This window comes from Streptomyces spinosus (assembly GCF_020400655.1).
Taxonomy (GTDB): Bacteria; Actinomycetota; Actinomycetes; order Streptomycetales; family Streptomycetaceae; genus Streptomyces; species Streptomyces argyrophylli.
The window spans coordinates 219,440-237,229 of record NZ_JAINRC010000010.1 but is presented as its reverse complement, the minus strand read 5'-3'; the positions used below and the strand labels follow the sequence as shown (position 1 = coordinate 237,229).

The 17,790-nt window shown below is 75.0% G+C and carries 18 protein-coding genes; 11 read left to right on the top strand and 7 right to left on the bottom strand.

Translation table 11 applies throughout. The features are described 5' to 3' along the window. Positions 1 to 25 precede the first annotated feature (25 nt). On the top strand, positions 26 to 922 hold the full coding sequence (locus LG395_RS20370; RefSeq protein ID WP_225810749.1) for a lysozyme: 897 nt from the start codon (positions 26 to 28) through the stop codon (positions 920 to 922). 61 nt (positions 923 to 983) lie between these two features. Continuing rightward, positions 984 to 1,499, top strand: a complete 516-nt coding sequence (locus LG395_RS20365) for a molybdenum cofactor biosysynthesis protein (protein WP_171159106.1) — start codon at positions 984 to 986, stop codon at positions 1,497 to 1,499. A gap of 10 nt (positions 1,500 to 1,509) precedes the next feature. On the opposite strand, the gene LG395_RS20360 is transcribed toward LG395_RS20365, so the two are convergent. Both LG395_RS20360 and LG395_RS20355 read right to left on the bottom strand, forming a co-directional pair. Further along, positions 1,510 to 2,616, bottom strand: coding sequence for an FUSC family protein (locus LG395_RS20360; RefSeq protein ID WP_225810748.1), 1,107 nt, complete (start codon positions 2,614 to 2,616; stop codon positions 1,510 to 1,512). Between the two features lie 157 nt (positions 2,617 to 2,773). Beyond that, positions 2,774 to 4,846 carry a heavy metal translocating P-type ATPase gene (locus LG395_RS20355; RefSeq protein ID WP_225810747.1) on the bottom strand — a complete coding sequence of 691 codons (2,073 nt, stop codon included), beginning with the start codon at positions 4,844 to 4,846 and terminating at the stop codon, positions 2,774 to 2,776. Positions 4,847 to 4,945: 99 nt separating this feature from the next. Between LG395_RS20355 and LG395_RS20350 the strand changes: the two genes are divergently transcribed. Continuing rightward, complete coding sequence (locus tag LG395_RS20350) at positions 4,946 to 5,344, top strand: ArsR/SmtB family transcription factor (protein ID WP_171159109.1); 399 nt, start codon at positions 4,946 to 4,948, stop codon at positions 5,342 to 5,344. Between the two features lie 41 nt (positions 5,345 to 5,385). Beyond that, on the top strand, positions 5,386 to 5,934 hold the full coding sequence (locus tag LG395_RS20345) for a hypothetical protein (RefSeq protein WP_225810746.1): 549 nt from the start codon (positions 5,386 to 5,388) through the stop codon (positions 5,932 to 5,934). Positions 5,935 to 6,028: 94 nt separating this feature from the next. On the opposite strand, the gene LG395_RS20340 is transcribed toward LG395_RS20345, so the two are convergent. Then, positions 6,029 to 7,186 carry an FAD-dependent monooxygenase gene (locus LG395_RS20340; protein WP_171159111.1) on the bottom strand — a complete coding sequence of 386 codons (1,158 nt, stop codon included), beginning with the start codon at positions 7,184 to 7,186 and terminating at the stop codon, positions 6,029 to 6,031. Between the two features lie 118 nt (positions 7,187 to 7,304). On the opposite strand from LG395_RS20340, the gene LG395_RS20335 reads away from it, so the two are divergent. After that, positions 7,305 to 7,862 (top strand): TetR/AcrR family transcriptional regulator, encoded by a 558-nt coding sequence (locus tag LG395_RS20335; protein WP_171159112.1) that lies wholly within the window; start codon positions 7,305 to 7,307, stop codon positions 7,860 to 7,862. Between the two features lie 747 nt (positions 7,863 to 8,609). Next, entirely contained in the window at positions 8,610 to 9,092 is a 483-nt protein-coding gene (locus LG395_RS20330) for a hypothetical protein (RefSeq protein WP_171159113.1), read from the top strand. Between the two features lie 261 nt (positions 9,093 to 9,353). Here LG395_RS20330 and LG395_RS20325 read toward each other — a convergent pair whose 3' ends face one another. From LG395_RS20325 to LG395_RS20310, 4 genes are all read right to left on the bottom strand, one after another. Next, positions 9,354 to 10,526 carry an AI-2E family transporter gene (locus LG395_RS20325; RefSeq protein WP_372463448.1) on the bottom strand — a complete coding sequence of 391 codons (1,173 nt, stop codon included), beginning with the start codon at positions 10,524 to 10,526 and terminating at the stop codon, positions 9,354 to 9,356. 241 nt (positions 10,527 to 10,767) lie between these two features. Beyond that, positions 10,768 to 11,166 (bottom strand): ANTAR domain-containing protein, encoded by a 399-nt coding sequence (locus tag LG395_RS20320; RefSeq protein ID WP_225810744.1) that lies wholly within the window; start codon positions 11,164 to 11,166, stop codon positions 10,768 to 10,770. Positions 11,167 to 11,341: 175 nt separating this feature from the next. Next, on the bottom strand, positions 11,342 to 11,776 hold the full coding sequence (locus LG395_RS20315) for a DUF2267 domain-containing protein (protein ID WP_171159117.1): 435 nt from the start codon (positions 11,774 to 11,776) through the stop codon (positions 11,342 to 11,344). 118 nt (positions 11,777 to 11,894) lie between these two features. Then, complete coding sequence (locus LG395_RS20310) at positions 11,895 to 12,386, bottom strand: DUF1360 domain-containing protein (protein WP_225810743.1); 492 nt, start codon at positions 12,384 to 12,386, stop codon at positions 11,895 to 11,897. Positions 12,387 to 12,582: 196 nt separating this feature from the next. Here LG395_RS20310 and LG395_RS20305 point away from each other — a divergent pair, with 196 nt between their 5' ends. The 5 genes from LG395_RS20305 to LG395_RS20285 all read left to right on the top strand — a co-directional run bounded on the left by LG395_RS20305 (position 12,583) and on the right by LG395_RS20285 (position 17,741). Next, the gene (locus tag LG395_RS20305; protein WP_225810817.1) at positions 12,583 to 13,854 is read left to right on the top strand and encodes an FAD-dependent oxidoreductase; all 1,272 of its coding nucleotides are present in this window, start codon (positions 12,583 to 12,585) and stop codon (positions 13,852 to 13,854) included. Between the two features lie 483 nt (positions 13,855 to 14,337). Continuing rightward, positions 14,338 to 14,862, top strand: a complete 525-nt coding sequence (locus LG395_RS20300) for a hypothetical protein (protein ID WP_171159119.1) — start codon at positions 14,338 to 14,340, stop codon at positions 14,860 to 14,862. A gap of 159 nt (positions 14,863 to 15,021) precedes the next feature. Then, a complete protein-coding gene (locus tag LG395_RS20295) occupies positions 15,022 to 15,390 on the top strand; it encodes a hypothetical protein (RefSeq protein WP_225810742.1) in 369 nt (122 codons plus the stop codon). A 66-nt stretch (positions 15,391 to 15,456) separates the two neighbouring features. Then, a complete protein-coding gene (locus LG395_RS20290; protein ID WP_225810741.1) occupies positions 15,457 to 17,166 on the top strand; it encodes a hydrogenase maturation protein in 1,710 nt (569 codons plus the stop codon). Beyond that, positions 17,163 to 17,741: a hydrogenase maturation protease gene (locus tag LG395_RS20285; protein WP_171159122.1), complete on the top strand. Its 579-nt coding sequence runs from the start codon at positions 17,163 to 17,165 to the stop codon at positions 17,739 to 17,741. The genes LG395_RS20290 and LG395_RS20285 overlap by 4 nt, the downstream gene beginning before the upstream one ends. The last annotated feature ends 49 nt before the right edge of the window (positions 17,742 to 17,790 follow it).

Sequence of the window (17,790 nt, the reverse complement as noted above, 5' to 3'; positions counted from 1 at the left end):
GCGCGTGGACCCGGCCACGGATCGGATGGATCCCGTGCGAATCCCAATATTCCGCTTCCGTGGCCGGTCCCGCCCGTTCCTCACCGGGGCCCTGACCTGCCTGCTGCTGTTCCTGTCCGGCCCCCCGGCCGCGTCCGACACGACCGGGGGCGCGCCCGTGCGCGGCAGCGCCTACATGGGCATCGGCGTCCTCGCCCACGACGGCGAGTCCGGCGAACCGCCCCCGGACCCCCGCGCCTCCCAGACCGAGGGCGTGGACGTCTCCAGCCACCAACGCGACGTCGACTGGCCGTCGCTGTGGAAGAGCGGCACCAAGTGGGCGTACACCAAGGCCACCGAGGGCACGTCCTACACCAACCCCTACTTCGCCCAGCAGTACGACGGCTCGTTCGACGTCGGCATGGTGCGCGGCGCCTACCACTTCGCCACACCGGACACGGCCGGCGGCGCCGCCCAGGCCGACTGGTTCGTGCAGCACGGCGGCGGCTGGTCGAACGACGCCCGGACGCTCCCCGGCGCCCTCGACATGGAGTGGAACCCGTACGGCGACTCCTGCTACGGCAAGTCCAAGAGCGGCATGGTCAGCTGGATCAGGGACTTCCTGGAGCGCTACAGGTCCCGCACCGGCCGGAACGCGGTCATCTACACCGCGACCAACTGGTGGATCGAGTGCACCGGCGACTACGCCGGCTTCGGCGCGACCAACCCGCTGTGGATCGCGCGCTACGCCTCGACGGCAGGGACGCTGCCGGCCGGGTGGACGTCGTACACGATGTGGCAGTACACCTCCAGCGGCCCGACGGTCGGCGACCACGACCGCTTCAACGGCTCCCAGGACGGGCTGCGGAAGTTCGCCACCGGTGACGCACCGGACGCGAAGGCGCTGCGGACACCCGGCTCCGGAACGGCGTCACGGTCCTGACTCCCGGTGACGGCCGGGCGCGGGGGACCGGGCACGGGCCGGCGCTGGTTAGGCTCGGAGCGTGCCGCATGTCGAGATACTCCAGCTGCTGGTGTCCCCGGTGCACCGCCTCGCGGGCCGGCCGGGCGACGGCCCGCCCGAGCTGCCGCCCGGCGAACTCGTGCCGAGCGCCGAGGTCCGCGCGGGCCTCGGCATCGTCGGGGACCGGTACTTCAACCACCCCGCCCACCGCAACGCGTCGATCACCCTCATGGCCGCCGAGCGGCTGCCGCAGCCGGGACCGTACCCGGCCGACCTGCTGCGGACCCGGCGCAACGTCCTGCTGCGCGGCGTCGACATCGACGCCTTCATCGGCAGGACCGTCTTCCTGGACTCCGGTTCCGGACCGGTCGAACTCCAGGTGCGCAGCGCCGCCCGGCCCTGCGCCTGGATGGACGCCACCCTCGGCCCGGGTGCCCAGCGCGCCCTGCGCGGCGGCGGGGGAGTGCGCTGCCGGCCGCTGACCGACGGCGTCCTCACCGTGGGCCGCGCCGTGTTCGGCATCCGCGAACCGGGTGACCCGGCGCCCGGCGCGTGAGCGGCCGCGCTCACCCGGCCGAGGCGGCCAACTGGTCGGCCAGCCGGTGGGCCTGGGCCAGCAACGCGCCGTAGGTGGCGACCTCGTCGGGGTCGTCCGTCGTGGAGCGGACCAGGTCCCGGCGCAGCTCGCCGAGGATGTCCCGCAGCCGCGACACCGCCTCGGACAGCTCGTCCTCGCACGCGTCGCCGAACCGGCTGTGGCTGTAGAGCCGCAGCGCGCGGGCGGTCTCGCACAGGAACTCCGCGTACCGCTTGGCGAGTCCCGGGTGCGGCCGGGGCGCCGAGCGGTCCTCGGCGGCGGCCTCCAGCACCGTGCGGGTCACCCCCGCGGTGTGCACGGCCGCGTAGTCCAGCACCACCAGCGCGTCGTCGTACCCCTTCTCGGGCAGCGGCAGGGCCGGCTTGCGGTGCCCGCGCAGGTTGACGCGCAGACTCTCCCGGCTCCATTCGACCGCCGAGCGGGCCTCCTCCACGAGCCCGTGCAGCCGCAGCGCGCGCTGGTGCCAGGCGTCGGCCTCCTCCGCGTCCCAGCGGCTCGCCGCCAGTCCGTCGGCCACGTCCCGCAGGATGTCGTGGGCCTCCTCGGTCGCGTCCCGCAGGACGGCACGGGTGTCGCGCAGATACAGCGGCGGCCGGACCAGCGCGTTCACGGCGATGCCGACCACCGCCCCGAACAGGGCCTCGCCGAGCCGGGCCGCGGAGGTGGCGACGGCGACCGACCCGTTGGTCAGGACGAACAGGGCGCCCGTGGCCGCGTAGATGCCCTGACTGCCCAGGCGGCGCCACTGGCCCAGCAGCATCACCAGGGGAAGCACCACCGCCATCGCGGCCACCGTGCTGTGCATCAGCAGTCCGACCGCGGTCGCCGCGACCGTGCCGGCCGCGATCGCCGCGAGCTGTTGCAGGCCGTGCGCGATCGAGCGGTACACGGTCGACTCCACCAGGACGACCGCCACCCACGGCGCGACGAACGCGACCGGCGCCCGCAGCCACCAGCCCGCCACGGCCCACGCCACCCACGCGGCCAGCGCCGCCTTCGCCGCCTGGACGGCCAGGTCCCGTTCCCGGCACGGTCCCGCCCAGGCCCGCCGCACCGCACCCACGGCGCCCGCCACGTCACTCCGTACCCCTTGCCAGGTCAGTCGTATCCCACGCACGGCGCCCCGGGTGCCACCGTTGGCACCGCCTCATGCCACCGGGATGCCGCCGGTGCGGCGGGTCCGGACGGAGTGTGTCGTGCGGGCGGCCCTCGGCGCGGGCGCCGGCGCCGGGTCAGGCGGGGGCCGTGTCCGTCCGTGCCGCCCTCCTCCAGGCCCTCTCGCGCAGCAGGCGCAGACCGTTCAGGCCGACGAGGACCGTCGAACCCTCGTGGCCGAGGACGCCCAGCGGCAGCGGCAGCGTGCCCGCGAGGTCCCAGACGACCAGGCCGGAGATGAACGCCGCCGCGATGACGAGGTTCTGCACGACCAGACGGCGGGCGCGGCGGGAGAGGGCGACGACAGCGGGCACCGCCGCCAGCTCGTCCCGCACGATCACGGCGTCGGCGGTCTCCAGCGCGAGATCGGAACCGGCGCGGCCCATCGCGACACCGGTGTGCGCGGCGGCCAGCGCGGGCGCGTCGTTGACGCCGTCCCCGACGACCAGCACCCGGCGGCCGGCGTCCTGCCGCTCCCGCACCGCGGCCACCTTGTCCTCGGGCAGCAACCCGGCCCGGACGTCCTGGATGCCGGCCTCGCCGGCCAGCCGGGCGGCGGCGCGCGCGTTGTCACCGGTCAGCAGCGTCGGACGGGTCCCGGTCAGCGCGGCGAGCGCGGCGACGGTGACGGCGGCGTCCGGCCGCAGCCGGTCCGCGATCCCGAGCACCCCGGCCGGGACGCCGTCCACCACCACCGGCACGGCCGTACGGCCACCGGCCTCGAGCCGTGCGACGAGGGAGGCGGCGGCGCGGCCGGCCGCCTCCCGGGTGGTGACCGGGGAAGCGGCGACGGAGGCGCCGTGCCGGTCCGTGCGCGCCGGCCCGGCCGGCGCCCCGCTCGTCCCGTTCAGCAGGCGGGCCGGCGTGCCCACCGCGACCACGTGCTCCCCGACCGTGGCGGTGACGCCGACCCCCGGTGTGGAGCGGAAGCCGCGGGCGGTCGGAACGGCCAGGTCACGGGCGCGCGCGGCCTCCACCACGGCCCGGGCGAGCGGGTGCTCGCTCGGATGCTCGGCCGCCGCCGCGAGCGTGAGCAGCTCACGCTCGCCGAGACCGGTTCCGGGCAGCGGCACGACGTCCGTCACCCGGGGCGTGCCCTCGGTCAGGGTGCCCGTCTTGTCCAGCGCCACCGCGTCCACCTGCCCGAGGCGCTCCATCACCACCGCCGACTTGACCAGCACCCCGTGCCGGCCGGCGTTGGCGATCGCCGACAGCAGCGGCGGCATGGTCGCGAGCACCACCGCGCACGGCGAGGCGACGATCATGAAGGTCATGGCCCGCAGCAGCGACCCGGTCAGCGCGGCGCCGAAGGCGAGCGGCACCGCGAACACGGCGAGCGTCGCGGCGACCATGCCCAGCGAGTAACGCTGTTCGACCTTCTCGATGAACAGCTGGGTCGGGGCCTTGGTCCCGGACGCCTCCCGCACCATGCGCACGATCCGGGCGATCACCGAGTCGGCGGCGTCCCGGCCGACCCGCACCCGCAGCGCGCCGGTGCCGTTGAGGGTGCCGGCGAAGACCTCGTCGCCGGGCTCCTTGGCGACGGGCAGCGGTTCACCGGAGATGGTGGCCTGGTCGACCTCGCTCGTCCCGTCCAGCACCCGGCCGTCGGCGCCGATCCGCTCGCCGGGCCGCACCAGGACGGTGTCGCCGACGGTGAGGTCCGCCGGCGTGACCGTCTCCTCGGTGCCGTCCGCGCGCAGCCGGGTGGCGGTGACGGGGGCGAGGTCGAGCAGGCCCCGCACCGAGTCGGCGGTCCGGGCGGTGGCGAGCGCCTCCAGCGCCCCGGAGGTGGCGAAGATGACGATCAGCAGGGCGCCGTCCATCACCTGGCCCACGGCCGCAGCGCCCAGCGCCGCCACGATCATCAGCAGGTCCACGTCCAGGGTCCGGCCGGCCAGCGCGCGCAGCCCCGCCCACGCGGGCTCCCAGCCGCCGGCCGCGTAGGCGAGCGCGTACGCCGCGCCCCAGGCCCAGCCGGGCGCGCCGGTGAGCTGGAGGGGGAGGGCGAGCAGGAACAGTACCGTGGCCGCCGCCGCCCAGCGGGCCTCGGGCAGCGCGAGGACCCGGGTGCGGCGCCGGGGCGCGGCGGGTTCGGCGCGGGCCGCCCCGGTGGGGAGGGGGCGGCGGTCGGTGAGGACGGAGGGCATGGCGGGGGACCCTTCGGCGGGGTGGACGACAGGGCGGCGTGGCCCACCATACAGGTACATATGAAGAACCGTTCAAGTGTCGTCTGTATGATGGCCGGTATGGGCCATGGAGCAACTCCCGCGCGGACGGCGGTTCCCCGCACGCGCCTGGACGCCGACAGCGCCACGCGCGTGGCGACCACGCTGCAGGCCCTCGCCACTCCGTCCCGGCTCCTGATCCTGTCCCGGCTGCGGGAGGGGCCGTGCGCGGCCACCGAACTCGCCGCCGAGGTCGGCATGGAGCAGTCCGCGTGCTCGCACCAGTTGCGGCTGCTGCGCAACCTCGGCCTGGTCGTCGGCCGCCGCCAGGGCCGCTCGGTGATCTACGCCCTGTACGACGGCCATGTCGCCGAACTCCTCGACCAGGCCGTCTATCACATCGAGCACCTGCGCCTGGGTCTGAGCGACGGCGCGGACGCCGGTCTGCCGGAGGAGGCGCCGTCCGGCGCCGCGCCTTAGGGGTTCACCGGGAAGTACTTCGCGGGAGGGGGTTTCGGGCGATGGGCCGGGGGACACGGAGGGCCGAAGCGGACGAGGAGGCCCTGCGCAGGGCGGAACGGGCCGCCGCCGCCCACGGGTTGGGCGAGCGCACGCACACACAGCGCATCGGGAGCCGGATCACCGGCCTGGGCTGCGCGTCGCTGATGCCGGCGCTGCTCTGTCTGATCTTCGGCGCCGGCATGGTGTCCGGCCCCTACGATTCCGGGGTGAAGGCCGTCGCCGTCGGCCTCCTCGTCCTGGCGGTCGTCCTGCCCGTGGCCGGCTTCGTCGTCGAGGGCCGGCTCACCCACCGGGACACCCGCCTGTACGTGTTCGCCGGGGGCGTCGTCGTGACCGTGGGCGTGACCCGCACCCTCGCCCTCTCCTGGCCCGAACTGTCCGTCACCGAACGGACGGAGACCACCTCCTACGGCCAGAACAGCCACGGTCCCACCATCCACTGGCTGTACCTGGCCGACCCGGACGGCACCCCGCTGGCCCGGATCAGCACCCGGTACCCCGCCGGCGCGGCCGTCGCCCGCGCGAAGGCCGAGCGGACCGGGACCTGATCGGCCGCACCGGCGAGGGGCGGCCATGCGGGGGCCGCCGGCTGTCCGGCTCGGGAGGGCGCGGCTGTCCGGCTCGGGAGGACGCGGCTGTCCGTCACCCCAGGTTCGGCGGCGTCCAGTCGGCGTGGCGCAGGATCGCCCGTATCGTCACGCGGGACGGGGCCAGGCGCAGCCCGGTGTCGCGCAGGGCGACGGTCAGCGGCCGGGACAGTTGCTGGCCGAGCCGGCCCGCCCGCCGGGCCGCGCGGGCGACCGCCTGGGCGCGGGGGCGGCGCTCGGCGTCGTAGCGGGCCAGCGCCGCGCCGACCGAGGCCTCCCCGGCCAGCGCGGCGGCCAGGGTGACCGCGTCCTCCAGGGCCTGGCAGGCGCCCTGGCCGAGGTGCGGCGTCATGGCGTGCGCGGCGTCGCCCAGCAGCGCCACCCGTCCCGCCGTGAACGACGGCAACGGCGTGGCCAGTTCGTGGATGTCGTGGTGCAGCACGGCCTCGGGCCGGGTGGCGGCCAGCAGCGCCGGGACCGGATCGTGCCAGTCGCGGAAGCGGCGGCGGAGCATGCCGAGCGGGTCGGCGTGGCGGACGCCGGGCGGCGCGTTGAGCACCGCGTGCCACTCGGCGCGGCCGTCGGTGAACGCGATGTGCCCGAACTCGGCCCCTGCCCCCCAGGTCAGCTCGAAGTCGGTGGCCACCTCCAGCGGGCCTTCGGTCAGGGCCCGCAGCACCGTGGAACCGGCGTACACCGGGCCGGGATGGTCCGGGAACAGCTGCCCGCGCAGCCGGCTGTGCACACCGTCCGCCGCGACGACCAGGTCGGCCTCCAGGACGCCGTCCCCGGCCGGCACGCCCACCCGGCCGGGGGCCGAGAGGTCGAGCGTGTCCACGGTCGCGCCGACGAGCAGGCACTCCTCGGGCAGTGCCGCGCGCAGCAGACGGTGCAGGACCGAGCGCGGGACGCCGACGATGGGGGAGCCCAGCTCCCGCTCCAGCAGCGTCCCGTCCATGCGGGACAGCCACCGGCCCGCCGGGGTGCGCGTACCCCCGGTGTACTGCGGGCGCGCCGCCGCCCGGACCGCCGCGCCGACGCCCACCGCGTCCAGCGCGCGCAGCCCGTTGGCGTGCAGCGAGATGCCCGCGCCCGCGTCGGCGAGGACGGCGGCGCGTTCCACCACCCGCACCTCCCAGCCGATCCGGCGCAGGCCCAGTGCCGCGGCGAGCCCGCCGATGCCGCCCCCGACCACCACCGCCGTGCCGCCCATGCCGGTCCCCTCCCGTGGGTTTCTCCAGTGGTCTCCCAGTGGCTTCTACATCTGTAGAAGCCGTAGGAGCACCCTAGCGTGCGTTCTACAGACGTAGAAGACGGGTGTAGAAAGAGGGATGGCCACAGACCGACGTACTCTCCTCGCCGACACGGCGATCACCGTGCTCGCCGACAGCGGCATGCGCGGTCTGACGCACCGCGCCGTGGACCGCGCGGCCCGGCTGCCGCCCGGCACCACCTCCGCGTACTACCGCACCCGCCAGGCGCTCCTCACCGCACTGGTCCGGCGACTGGTGGCGCTGGACCAGGCCGAGCTGGAGGAGAGGGGCGCCGCCACGCCCGTGCCGCGGACCGCCGGCGAACTGACGGCCGGCATCGCCGCGCTGGTCGAAGCGCGGCTCACCGGAGAGGGGCGCCGGCGGTCCCTCGCCCGCTACGCCTGCGCCGTCGAGAGCGCGCACCATCCCGAACTGCGCGAGATCCTCGTGCCGCGCGAGAACCAGGGGCGGCGGGTCGTCCGCGCGTTCCTCGCCGAGCGGGGCGTCGCGGACCCGGAGGAGCGCACGGTGACCCTGCTGACGTGCGTGGACGGGCTGGTCTTCGACCGCCTGCTGAACGGCGGCAGCGTCCGGGAGGAGGAGATCAGCGGCCTCGTCACGGCAGCGCTCCGCTGAGCCGGGGTGCCAGGGGGCCGCGGCACCTCTTTCGGGGGTGCCAATCTGGCGCTCCGGCTCCGATCCGGTTCCGGCCGGCCATCGCCGCCTGAGCCCACGGACGGCCCTCCCGCCGCACAGAAGACCGCCCCGCGCACTCGGACCCCGGGGTGGTCCTCTGTGTCCAGCGAGAGCGACGGTGACCCCCACGACGGCCCTACGCTGCCACCGGGGGCTGATCGTCACGTGCGGGCGGTGCCGCGCCGGGCTGCTCCTCGGGGGCGTCGTCCTGCCTCGGGCGAGGCCGACAGTGTGTTGGGTCAGCGGTCGGCTGGCCGGCTCGGGACGGGGAAGCCGCTGCCCCGGCAGCGGCAGCACTGGCAGGGCGGCCACCGCGTGTCGATGAGCGTTCAGGGTCGGCATGGTGTCGACCGACCACTCCCGCGCGCCGACCTCCTCGGCGCTCCCGGTCTCGCCGTCGATCCGGGACACCCGAACGCTCAACCCGGTCATCTGGCCCGCGCGCTCAGGGGGCCAATCTGCCCGAGCCCATAGCAAGTTGATGCGCATGACAGCGCGGCTGCGCGTCGCTCTCGCCGGCCTCGCGCCGGCGGGTGCGGCGGGACGCCCCGGGCGGGTACGAGAGGCCGGGGCGATAGATGGTCGCGCCCGCTACCCAGCGCGGGGCCGCGTCGTACACTCCTACGACTTGTCTCGGCCAGCGCTTACAGGGGGTGCGGGCCAAGCTTCAGCATGAGGGGTGGGGACGTGAAGCGGTCTGTCCCGGCGGTGTGGGCTTTCGTCTTCATCGCATGTGCCGGTGTGTCTTCGTGTAGCGCGTCCGACGATGACGGATCGTCCGCCGCGCAAGAGGAGACCGAGGAGCCTTACGTCGATGACGCCGAAAGCACTCTCGGGATCAACGACAAGAGCGACCGCGAGGAGACCTACCTGTTCGACATTGTTCAGACGTTCGACATGTGGGGCAGCAAGCGCACCGACGAGACAGAAGAGCGTCTGATCAAGGTCGGCTGGAAAGCTTGCCGGATGATCGTCGACGACGGCATGACCGAGGACGAGGTAGCCGCCGAACCGGACATCATCAACGAGGTGAAGGCCATTCGGGATTCCACCTCCTACTACGAGGTTTCGCCCACTCCACAGGGAGTCGACAGCTCGAACGCATCGCAGGTGGCTACTAGGGCACACGAGCGCCTGTGCAGGGACGACTTCGACCCGCAACTCCTCTGACCGGCGCGTCTCCGGCCGGGTTGAGGTCCCCGTGACTCGCCGGCTGCAACCTCCCGTGCTCGGCGATCACCTCTCGCGCACTGGTAACACCGCAGGATGCGGCATCCGTGCTGTACTGGTGCCCTAGCGGGACGCACGGTTCCCCGATTGCGAGGTCGCGACTTCGAGAGCGTGACAGAACTGGGGGCGTTGGGGTGGACCCCCACGCAGAGCCCGGCCCGGTGGTGGTCAATGCGCCGAACTTGAAACAGCCGGGTCCCGTCATGGCGGCACCGCCCGCAGTGCCCGCAGCACCGCCCAGACCACGGAGACCAGGGGGACCGCGACGACGGCGCCGATGACTCCGGCGACGATGCTGCCCGCGATCACCGACACGGCCACGACGAGCGGGTGCAGCCGCACCGCCCAGCTCATCACCAGCGGATGCAGCACGTGCCCCTCCAGCTGGCCGATCACCACGATCAGCACCAGCACGCCGACCGCCGTCAGCGGACCCCGGCCGGCGAGAGCGACGATCGTGGCCACCCCGAGCGCCACCGGTGAGCCCACCAGCGGCACGAACGCCGCGAAGAACTCCAGCAGGGTCAGCGGCAGCGCCAGCGGTACCCGCAGCACCAGCAGGACCACTCCCACCAGGACGGCGTTGGTGGCGGCCACGATGATGATGCCGCGCGTGTACCCCGCGAACGTCCGCCAGGCCGCCCGCCCCGCCCGGTCCCACACCGGGCGGGCACCGCTCGGCAGCAGCTGGTCCCGCGCCCAGCTCCACAGGCGCTCTCCCGAGTGCAGGAAGAACACCGAGGCGAACAGCGCGAGCGCGGCTCCGGCGATCAGCTCCACCAGCCGGCCCAGCTCGTTGACCGCGCTGCTCAGCAGAGCGGCCCGGTGCGTGGAGACGTAGTGCGTCACCTGGCGCTGCAACCCGGCGAGCGCGTCGGAACCGAGCCGGAACGGCGGCCGGCGCAGCCACTGCTCGATACGGTGGACCCCGCCCCTGAACTCGTCCGCCAGCCGCGCGGACTCACCCGCCACCGCGCTGCCCACCAGCGCGAACAGGCCCAGCAGCAGCACCAGACTGCCCACCAGCGCGATCGCCACGCTCAGCGGCCTCGGCAGGAACCGGCTCAGCAGATCGGTCAGCGGATGCAGTACGGATGTCACGACGAGCGCCAGGAACAGCGCGACGGCGATGAGCTGGAAGCTGCCGAGGATGCTGAAGACGCCGTAGACGACGATGCCGACGAGGATCAGCCGCCAGGCGTAGGCCGCGGCGACCCGCAGCCACTTCACCGTGCGCTCGGCCGGCGCCGCCGGCTGCTCCGGGCGGGTCACGGACGGCAGCCGCACCGAGTGCGCCGGCCGGCTGCCCAGCACCGTCCGCCCGGCCCGGCGTCCGCCGTTCCGCCCGGCCGCCCGTCGGTGCGCGTCGTCCACCACCGCTCCCGCCTCCTCTCCGCACCGGGAGGCGTCCCCGCCGGCAGCCGGTCACCTCCACAGCACCGTACGCACACGACGCGGAACGGGGCGCGCGGAACGCACCCGGGGTCGGGTCGGCGGTGGGACGGCGTGCCGTCGGGGCACGGTCGCCGGGGCGATCAGGGCAGGACGCGCGGCCCCCCGGTTCTTGGCGAACGGGGGGGCCATCCGCGGGGTCGTCGGCAGGGGCGGGGCGCCCCTAGTGGGCGCCCCTGTCGCCGTCGGCCGACGCGTGCAGGCCCTCGTCGAGCACCGCGGGCTCCTCGCCGCGGCGGTAGCGGACGATCGCCTTCGCGAGTTCGGTCCGTTCCGGGTCGGGAAGTGTGCTCCCCTGGGCGTAGGCCAGGATGTGCTCGGCGACCGTGCGCAGCTTGACGTTCGTGCGCTGGGAGACGTCCCGCAGCGCACGCCACGCCTCCTCCGGGGCCATCCGCCCGAGGACGACGACGGCACCGATCGCCTGGTCGATCACGGCGTGCGAGGTCACGGCGCGTTGCAGTTGCCGGTTCTCTTCCTGCAAGCGGTGATACTCCGACGCCAGCTCGGTGGCCGAGAGCAGGACCAGCGGCTCATGCCGGGAGAGGGCGAAGAAGGCCATGGAGCACCTTTTCGGGGTGGGGGACGTCACTGCTACGCCTGCCCCCGGCGGGCGCTTGCACACGAATTGAACCAGTGTCGCCCACCCCGGTCCCGGTGCGCGGCCCCGCGGTGCGGCGCACCCCGCCGGAACGCCCTTCTCCCGGCGCTGTCCGGCGGAGAGCCGGGCATCGGCGTCAGTCCGGCCGCCCCGTGTCCTGGACGGCGCGCTCCACCGGCAGCAGTTCGCGGATGTCGGCCGGCAGCGCCCCGTCCATCCGCTCGGTCAGCTCCGGGGCGAGGGCGGCGTCCAGCACCTCCATCACGGCGGCGGCCTCGCGCAGCGCCGTCTCCTCGTCGGTGCCGGCGCGGACGGCGATGCGTCCGGCGAACGCCGTCAGCCCGAACGGCTCGGCCGCCGTGCCGGAGTCGGGGCCGGCGGACGCGTCGGCCGCCTCCCGCATGGCCGCCGCCATGTCCGGCGGCAGCTGGGCGGCCACATGCCGGGCCAGCCCGGCCGGCAGCCGTTCCGCCAGGGTGCTGACGACCGCGTGCGCGGCCCGCTCGGCCGACCCGCGGTCGGGCAGCTGGGCCAGTGCCTGCACCTTTCCGATCATCTCGTCGTGCCGCATGAGACCGGTCCCTTCCGCACGAAGTGCCGACGGTACGCCCGCCCGTCCCCCGGCGTAGCGGCACCTGGCGAGTACCCCGCACCCGCCTGACTACGAACGGCGGCACCGCCGGCCGGCCTCAGCTCTCCGCCGCCCGCTGGGTCCACGTCCACGCGTACTGCAGCCAGTCCGCCACGGTCAGCGCGCCGAAGCCCCCGCACACCAGCCGGGTGAAGCGGGGTGCCGCCGCGTAGGAGCAGACCAGGGCGCCGGTGGTCCAGGCGGCGACGCAGAACGGGCAGGACACCAGGTCGCCGACCGCGCGCCGGAGCCCGTCGCCACGGGGCTCGTCCATGACCTCGCTCGCCTCGCCCTCTTCCGCGCGACGGGTGAACGGCGCCCGCAGGAAGCTGGTGATCTTGTCCTTGGCCAGGACCCGCGACGTCTTGTACGCGGCGGCGCCCAGCAGCGCGACGTCCCAGGGCGGCACCTGCTGCGGCAGGCGGACACCCCGGCGCCGGGCCAGCAGCGCGAAGGCGCCGGTGCCCGCCAGGAACACGGAGGCGAGGACGGCGTAGCCTCCCAGCGGTACCTCGCCCTGGTCGTCGTAGCGTGCGGCGTCCGTGGCCATGCGACCTCCCGGCCTCCCCGTGCGTCTCCAGTCTGCTCAAGGCGCGCAACGGGTTCCCCCGTCCACCGCGGCGACACGTGACGTTCCGGCCCGCGGGGGAGTACCCTATTCACCAAATGATGAATTAATGAGCCGCTCACTGTTCTCGTACTGCTCTCGAGTCTCGTCCGCTCTCGAGAAGAAGGGCAGGACCGCCATGGAGAAGACCACCTGCTGTGTCGTCGGCGGCGGCCCCGCGGGCATGGTGCTCGCCCTGCTGCTGGCCCGTGCCGGGATCGCGGTGACCGTCCTGGAGAAGCACGCCGACTTCCTGCGCGACTTCCGCGGCGACACCGTCCACCCGTCGACCCTGGGGCTGCTGGACGACCTCGGCCTGGCCGGGGAGTTCGCCCGGCTTCCGCAGCGCCGGGTCCGCACCCTGCAGTTCCCGCTGGGCGCCGGCCGCTCGCCGGTCACCGTGGCGGACCTCTCCGCACTGCCCGGGCCCCACAACTACGTGGCGATGGTGCCCCAGTGGGACCTGCTCGACCTCCTCGCCGACCAGGCCCGCCGCGAGCCGTCCTTCGAACTGAGGACGAACACGGAGGCCACCTCCCTCGTCGTCGAGTCCGGACGGGTCACCGGGGTGCGCTACCGCGGCCGCGACGGCCGCACCGGCGAACTGCGCGCCCTCCTCACCGTCGCCTGCGACGGCCGCGGATCACTGGCCCGCGCGCTCCCCGAACTGGGCCTGCGCCGCTTCGCCTGCCCGATGGACGCCTGGTGGTTCCGCCTGCCGCGGCGCGAGGACGACCCGAGCGGGCTCGTCGGCGGCGCCGGCGAGGGCTTCCTCACCGCGATGATCGACCGCGGTGACTACTGGCAGTGCGCCGCGCTCATCCCCAAGGGCACCGACGCCGAGCGCCGCGCCGCCGGCCTGGACCGTTTCCTGGCCGCCTACGCCGACGCCGTCCCCTGGATCGCCGGCCGGACGCACGCCCTGCGCTCCTGGGACGACGTCAAGCTCCTCGACGTCCACCTGGACCGGCTGCGCCGCTGGCACCGCCCCGGTCTGCTGTGCATCGGCGACGCCGCGCACGCCATGTCCCCGGTCTTCGGCATCGGGATCAACCTCGCTGTACAGGACGCCGTGGCCACCGCGCGCCACCTGGTCGGGCCCCTGCGCCGCGGCACCGTGGGGCTGCGCGACGTCCGCGCCGTGCAGCGCCGTCGCCGTCCCGCCACGGTCGTCACCCAGGCACTGCAGCGGGCGGCCCACGCCCGCGTCATCGCTCCGGTCCTGAACGGCCGGCCGCCCCTGGGAGGCGCGGAGCGCGCCCGGCGCCTCGCGGCCCTGCTCGGCGGCGCGCCGTGGCTGCGCCGCGTCCCCGCCTACTTCATCGCCTACGGCGCCCTCCGGGAACGCCCGCCGAAGGAGGCGACACGCCCGCACACGGCGTGCGCACCGGGTCGCGGGCCCTCCCGGTGAAGCCGCGCACCGGAGTGCGGACGCTTCGGCTGAGGGGTGGGGCGGGGTGCACCCGGCGGGTGCGCCCGGCGCGTGGGTGAGGCGCGGCATGGGCCCTCCCGGTGAGCGGGCGCACCGGCGCGCCGGTTCTCCCGGTGCGTGCGTGAGGCGCGGACGGCTGTTCCCGGCGATTGCGCGGGGCGGGGTGCCCACCGGTCGGCGCGTGGGTGCGGGTGGGTGTTCCCGGCGCGTGGGTGAGGCGAGGGGCGGCCCACCCGGGGCGGGGGCGCGCCGGCGCGCGGTGTCGCCGGTGAGGGCGCGAGGCGCGAGTGGGTGCTCCCTGTGCAGGGGCGAGAGGCCTGCCGGCGGCCGGTGCGTGAGGGTGCTCCGTGTGAGTGGGTCAGGTCACATATGACCTGGTACGCACCCCCTCCCGGCCGTGACCGGCGCCGGGCTACCGTTGCGAGGAGCCCTGTACCCCTTCGCACCTCGGACGGCCCGGCTGTGCTCACTGATCTGTCCCCCCTGATAGCCGCGACCGCACGCTGGCTGACGGTCGCCTACCCGCCGTGCGGCGGCGCGCTGGCCTCCGCGCTGTGCGAGGCGCAGGCCCGGCAGGCGGTGACGGTCGCCGCCTGGCTGCGCTACCCCACGGCGATCGACGCCGGCCTGGTCGCCATGGCGGGCCCCGGGGGCGCGGCCCGCCTCGACTGGATCGCCGGCGCCGAGCGGACCGGCGAGCACCCGGCCGAGGACTGGGCCTGGCGCACCTGGGTGGACGAGGTCGTGGCCAGCTGGGCCGCAGCCCTGCTGACCGACCCCGCGCTGGCCGTCCTGGCCGTCGCCGCACTCGCCGGGAGCGAGCACGCGGTGACGCCGGTCGAGTTCCGCCGGCTGCTCGCCCCCGACGACGGCGACCGCAGCGCGGCGGCCCTGCTCCGCCACCCCGACCTGGTGTGGCCGGTGGCCGAGCTGCACCACGACCAGCTCGTGGACCGCCTGGCGCCCGGGGAGAGCCTCGCGGCCTGAGACGGCGGGCCCGGCCCGTGGCACGGCACGGCACCCGGCCGGGCCCCGGTGTCGTATGCCCCCACGGCACGGCACCCGGCCGGGCCCCGGTGTCGTACGCCCCCACAGGGGTACCGCGGAGCTGACGCGTCAGCCGCCCTGCGCGGGAAAGGCTCGGCCATGACGTTCAAGAACCCCGTCCACCGCGGCGGCCCGCGCCGCGGCCGGTTCGAGCAGCTCGCCGAGTACGCCTCGAACTTCACCAGTTCACCACTGTTCTTCCTGCTCTGTCTCAGCCTCGTCAGCTTCTTCGTCGCCTCCCACGTCGCCCACCTGCCGCCTGAGGTGCTGCTCCTCGCGGGCGATTCCATGACGGCCGTCACCCTGCTGCTGCTGGCCCTGCTGAAGAACTCCGAGATGCGCGCCGAACACGCGATCCAGCGCAAGCTCGACGCGATCGCCGCCGCGCTGCTGGAGGCCCACCAGGACAACCGCAGCCAGGCCTTCGAGGATCTGCGCAACGCGATCCGGATGGAGGAAGAGACCTGAGCCGGGCCGGTGAAACGCCGCAGCGGTACTTCCCGGCGCCCGCGCGAGCGGCGACCATGCCGTGACATGGACATCCTGCTCGTCGCCAGCGCGTTCAACAGCCTCTCCCAGCGCCTGTACGCCGAACTGTCGGACCTCGGGCACCAGCTGGACGTCGTGCTCGCCGCGCACGGCCCCGACCCGGTCCGGGCCGCCGTGCGCGAGCTGCGCCCCGACCTGATCATCGCGCCGATGCTCCGGACCGCCCTGCCGGAGGACGTGTGGCGGGAGCGGACCTGCCTGATCGTGCACCCCGGCCCGCCGGGCGACCGGGGCCCGTCCTCGCTGGACTGGGCCGTCGCCGAAGGGGCCGGGCAGTGGGGCGTGACCGTGCTCCAGGCCGAGGCGGCGATGGACGCGGGCCCGGTCTGGGCGGCCGAGCCGTTCCCCGTGCCCCCCGTCGGCAAGAGCGACCTGTACCGCAACGAGGCCTCCGACGCCGCCGTCACCGCCGTCCTGACGGCCGTACGGCGCTACGCCGACGGCGGGTACAAGCCGCAGCCGCAGACCGACGAGTCGGTCACCGTCGTCTGGCGGGACACCTTCCGGCAGGAGCGGCGGCGGATCGACTGGGAGCGCGACGACACCGGCACGGTCCTGCGCAAGCTGCGCGGCGCCGACTCCCAGCCCGGTGTCCTGGACGAACTCCTCGGCCGCGAGGTGTTCCTGCACGGCGGGCACCCCGAGGACGAACTGCGCGGCCGCCCCGGCACCCTGCTGGCCCAGCGCGCGGGCGCCGTCTGCCGGGCCACCCGCGACGGCGCGGTCTGGATCCCGGAACTGCGCCCCCGCAAGAGCTCCGGCGACCCGGCGCCCTTCCGCCGCCCGGCCGCCTCCGTCCTCGCCGGGTACCGGTCCGGCCCCGCCCTCCCGGAGGTCCCCGCACCGCTGGAGCTGCCGCCCGGCCGGCGCACCTGGACCGACATCCGCTACCGGCAGCGCGGCGACACCGGCTTCCTCGCCTTCTCCTTCCCGGGCGGCGCGATGAGCACCGACCAGTGCCGCAGACTGCTCGCCGCGTACACCGAGGCGCTCACCCGCCCCACCCGCGTCCTCGTCCTCGGCGGCACCCGCGACTTCTTCTCCAACGGCATCCACCTGAACGTCATCGAGGCGGCCCCCGACCCGGCCCAGGAATCCTGGACCAACCTCAACGCCATGGACGACCTCGTGGAGGCCGTGCTGCGCACCACCGACCGCCTGGTGGTCGCCGCCCTCGGCGGCAACGCGGCGGCCGGCGGCGCCATGCTGGCCCTCGCCGCCGACGAGGTGTGGTGCCGCACCGGCGTCGTCCTCAACCCGCACTACCGGCGCATGGGCCTGTACGGCTCCGAGTTCTGGACGTACACCCTGCCGCGCCGGGTCGGCCCGGAGCAGGCCGAGCGGCTGACGATGCGGGCCCTGCCGGTCAGCGCCCCCACCGCCGCACGGCTCGGCCTCGTGGACCGGCTGGTGCCGGCCGCGCCGCGGGACTTCGCCGGCGAGGTGGAGCGACTGGCGACGGGGCTCGCCGCCGCCGGGGACCTGGACCGGCGGATCGCCACCAAGGCCGCGGCCCGCGCCGCCGACGAGCGGGACCGGCCCCTGGCCCGGTACCGGGAGGCGGAACTGGCCCGTATGCACGCCCTCTTCTTCGACCCCGGGGCCCCTTACCACGCCCTGCGCTCGGCCTTCGTCCGCAAGACGCCGGGCGGCTCCGCCCGGCCCCTCGCCCCGGCCGCCGCGGGCACCCGGTGACGGCGCGCCTGCTGGTGGCCGGCGTCGGCAACATCTTCCTCGGCGACGACGCCTTCGGCCCCGAGGTGATCCGGGCACTGGACCAGCGCCCGCTGCCCGCCGGGGCACGGGTCCACGACTACGGCATCCGCGGCCTGGACCTCGCCTACGACCTGCTGTCCGGCTGCGCCACCGCCCTCCTCGTCGACGCGGCCCCCCGCGGACACCGCCCCGGCACCCTCTCCCTCATCGAGGCCGAACCCCCCGACGGGACCGTCGCGCCCGAAGCCCACGGCATGGACCCGGCGAAGGTGCTGGCCCTGGCCGCCCACCTGGGTGACGAACCCCTGCCCCGGGTCCTCGTCCTCGCCTGCGAACCCGGCGCCCTGCCGGACGACGACGACCTCCTGCCCGGTCTCAGCGCGCCGGTGCGGGAGGCCGTCGACCGGGCCGTCGACGCGCTGCACGCGCTCGTCCCCGCCCTCCTCACCGACCCCGCCGGACCCCTGCCCCCGTTGGGCTGCCCGGTGGAATCCGACACCCCGCACTCGGCTGCGCTGCCCGGCACGGCGCCCGGCGCGGCCCAAGATCGGTGACACCCCCGGGCCGCACCGCACGCGGCCCGGGCACCACCGCACCCGAGGA

Coding starts and splice junctions, on each gene's coding strand:
- LG395_RS20315 (WP_171159117.1), bottom strand. CDS start 11,776: ATGCGGCACGACGAGATGATCGGAAAGGTGCAGGCACTGGCCCAGCTG.
- LG395_RS20290 (WP_225810741.1), top strand. CDS start 15,457: ATGGACATCCTGCTCGTCGCCAGCGCGTTCAACAGCCTCTCCCAGCGC.
- LG395_RS20355 (WP_225810747.1), bottom strand. CDS start 4,846: ATGCCCTCCGTCCTCACCGACCGCCGCCCCCTCCCCACCGGGGCGGCC.
- LG395_RS20310 (WP_225810743.1), bottom strand. CDS start 12,386: ATGGCCACGGACGCCGCACGCTACGACGACCAGGGCGAGGTACCGCTG.
- LG395_RS20295 (WP_225810742.1), top strand. CDS start 15,022: ATGACGTTCAAGAACCCCGTCCACCGCGGCGGCCCGCGCCGCGGCCGG.
- LG395_RS20345 (WP_225810746.1), top strand. CDS start 5,386: ATGGGCCGGGGGACACGGAGGGCCGAAGCGGACGAGGAGGCCCTGCGC.
- LG395_RS20340 (WP_171159111.1), bottom strand. CDS start 7,186: ATGGGCGGCACGGCGGTGGTGGTCGGGGGCGGCATCGGCGGGCTCGCC.
- LG395_RS20320 (WP_225810744.1), bottom strand. CDS start 11,166: ATGGCCTTCTTCGCCCTCTCCCGGCATGAGCCGCTGGTCCTGCTCTCG.
- LG395_RS20335 (WP_171159112.1), top strand. CDS start 7,305: ATGGCCACAGACCGACGTACTCTCCTCGCCGACACGGCGATCACCGTG.
- LG395_RS20305 (WP_225810817.1), top strand. CDS start 12,583: ATGGAGAAGACCACCTGCTGTGTCGTCGGCGGCGGCCCCGCGGGCATG.
- LG395_RS20350 (WP_171159109.1), top strand. CDS start 4,946: ATGGGCCATGGAGCAACTCCCGCGCGGACGGCGGTTCCCCGCACGCGC.
- LG395_RS20370 (WP_225810749.1), top strand. CDS start 26: ATGGATCCCGTGCGAATCCCAATATTCCGCTTCCGTGGCCGGTCCCGC.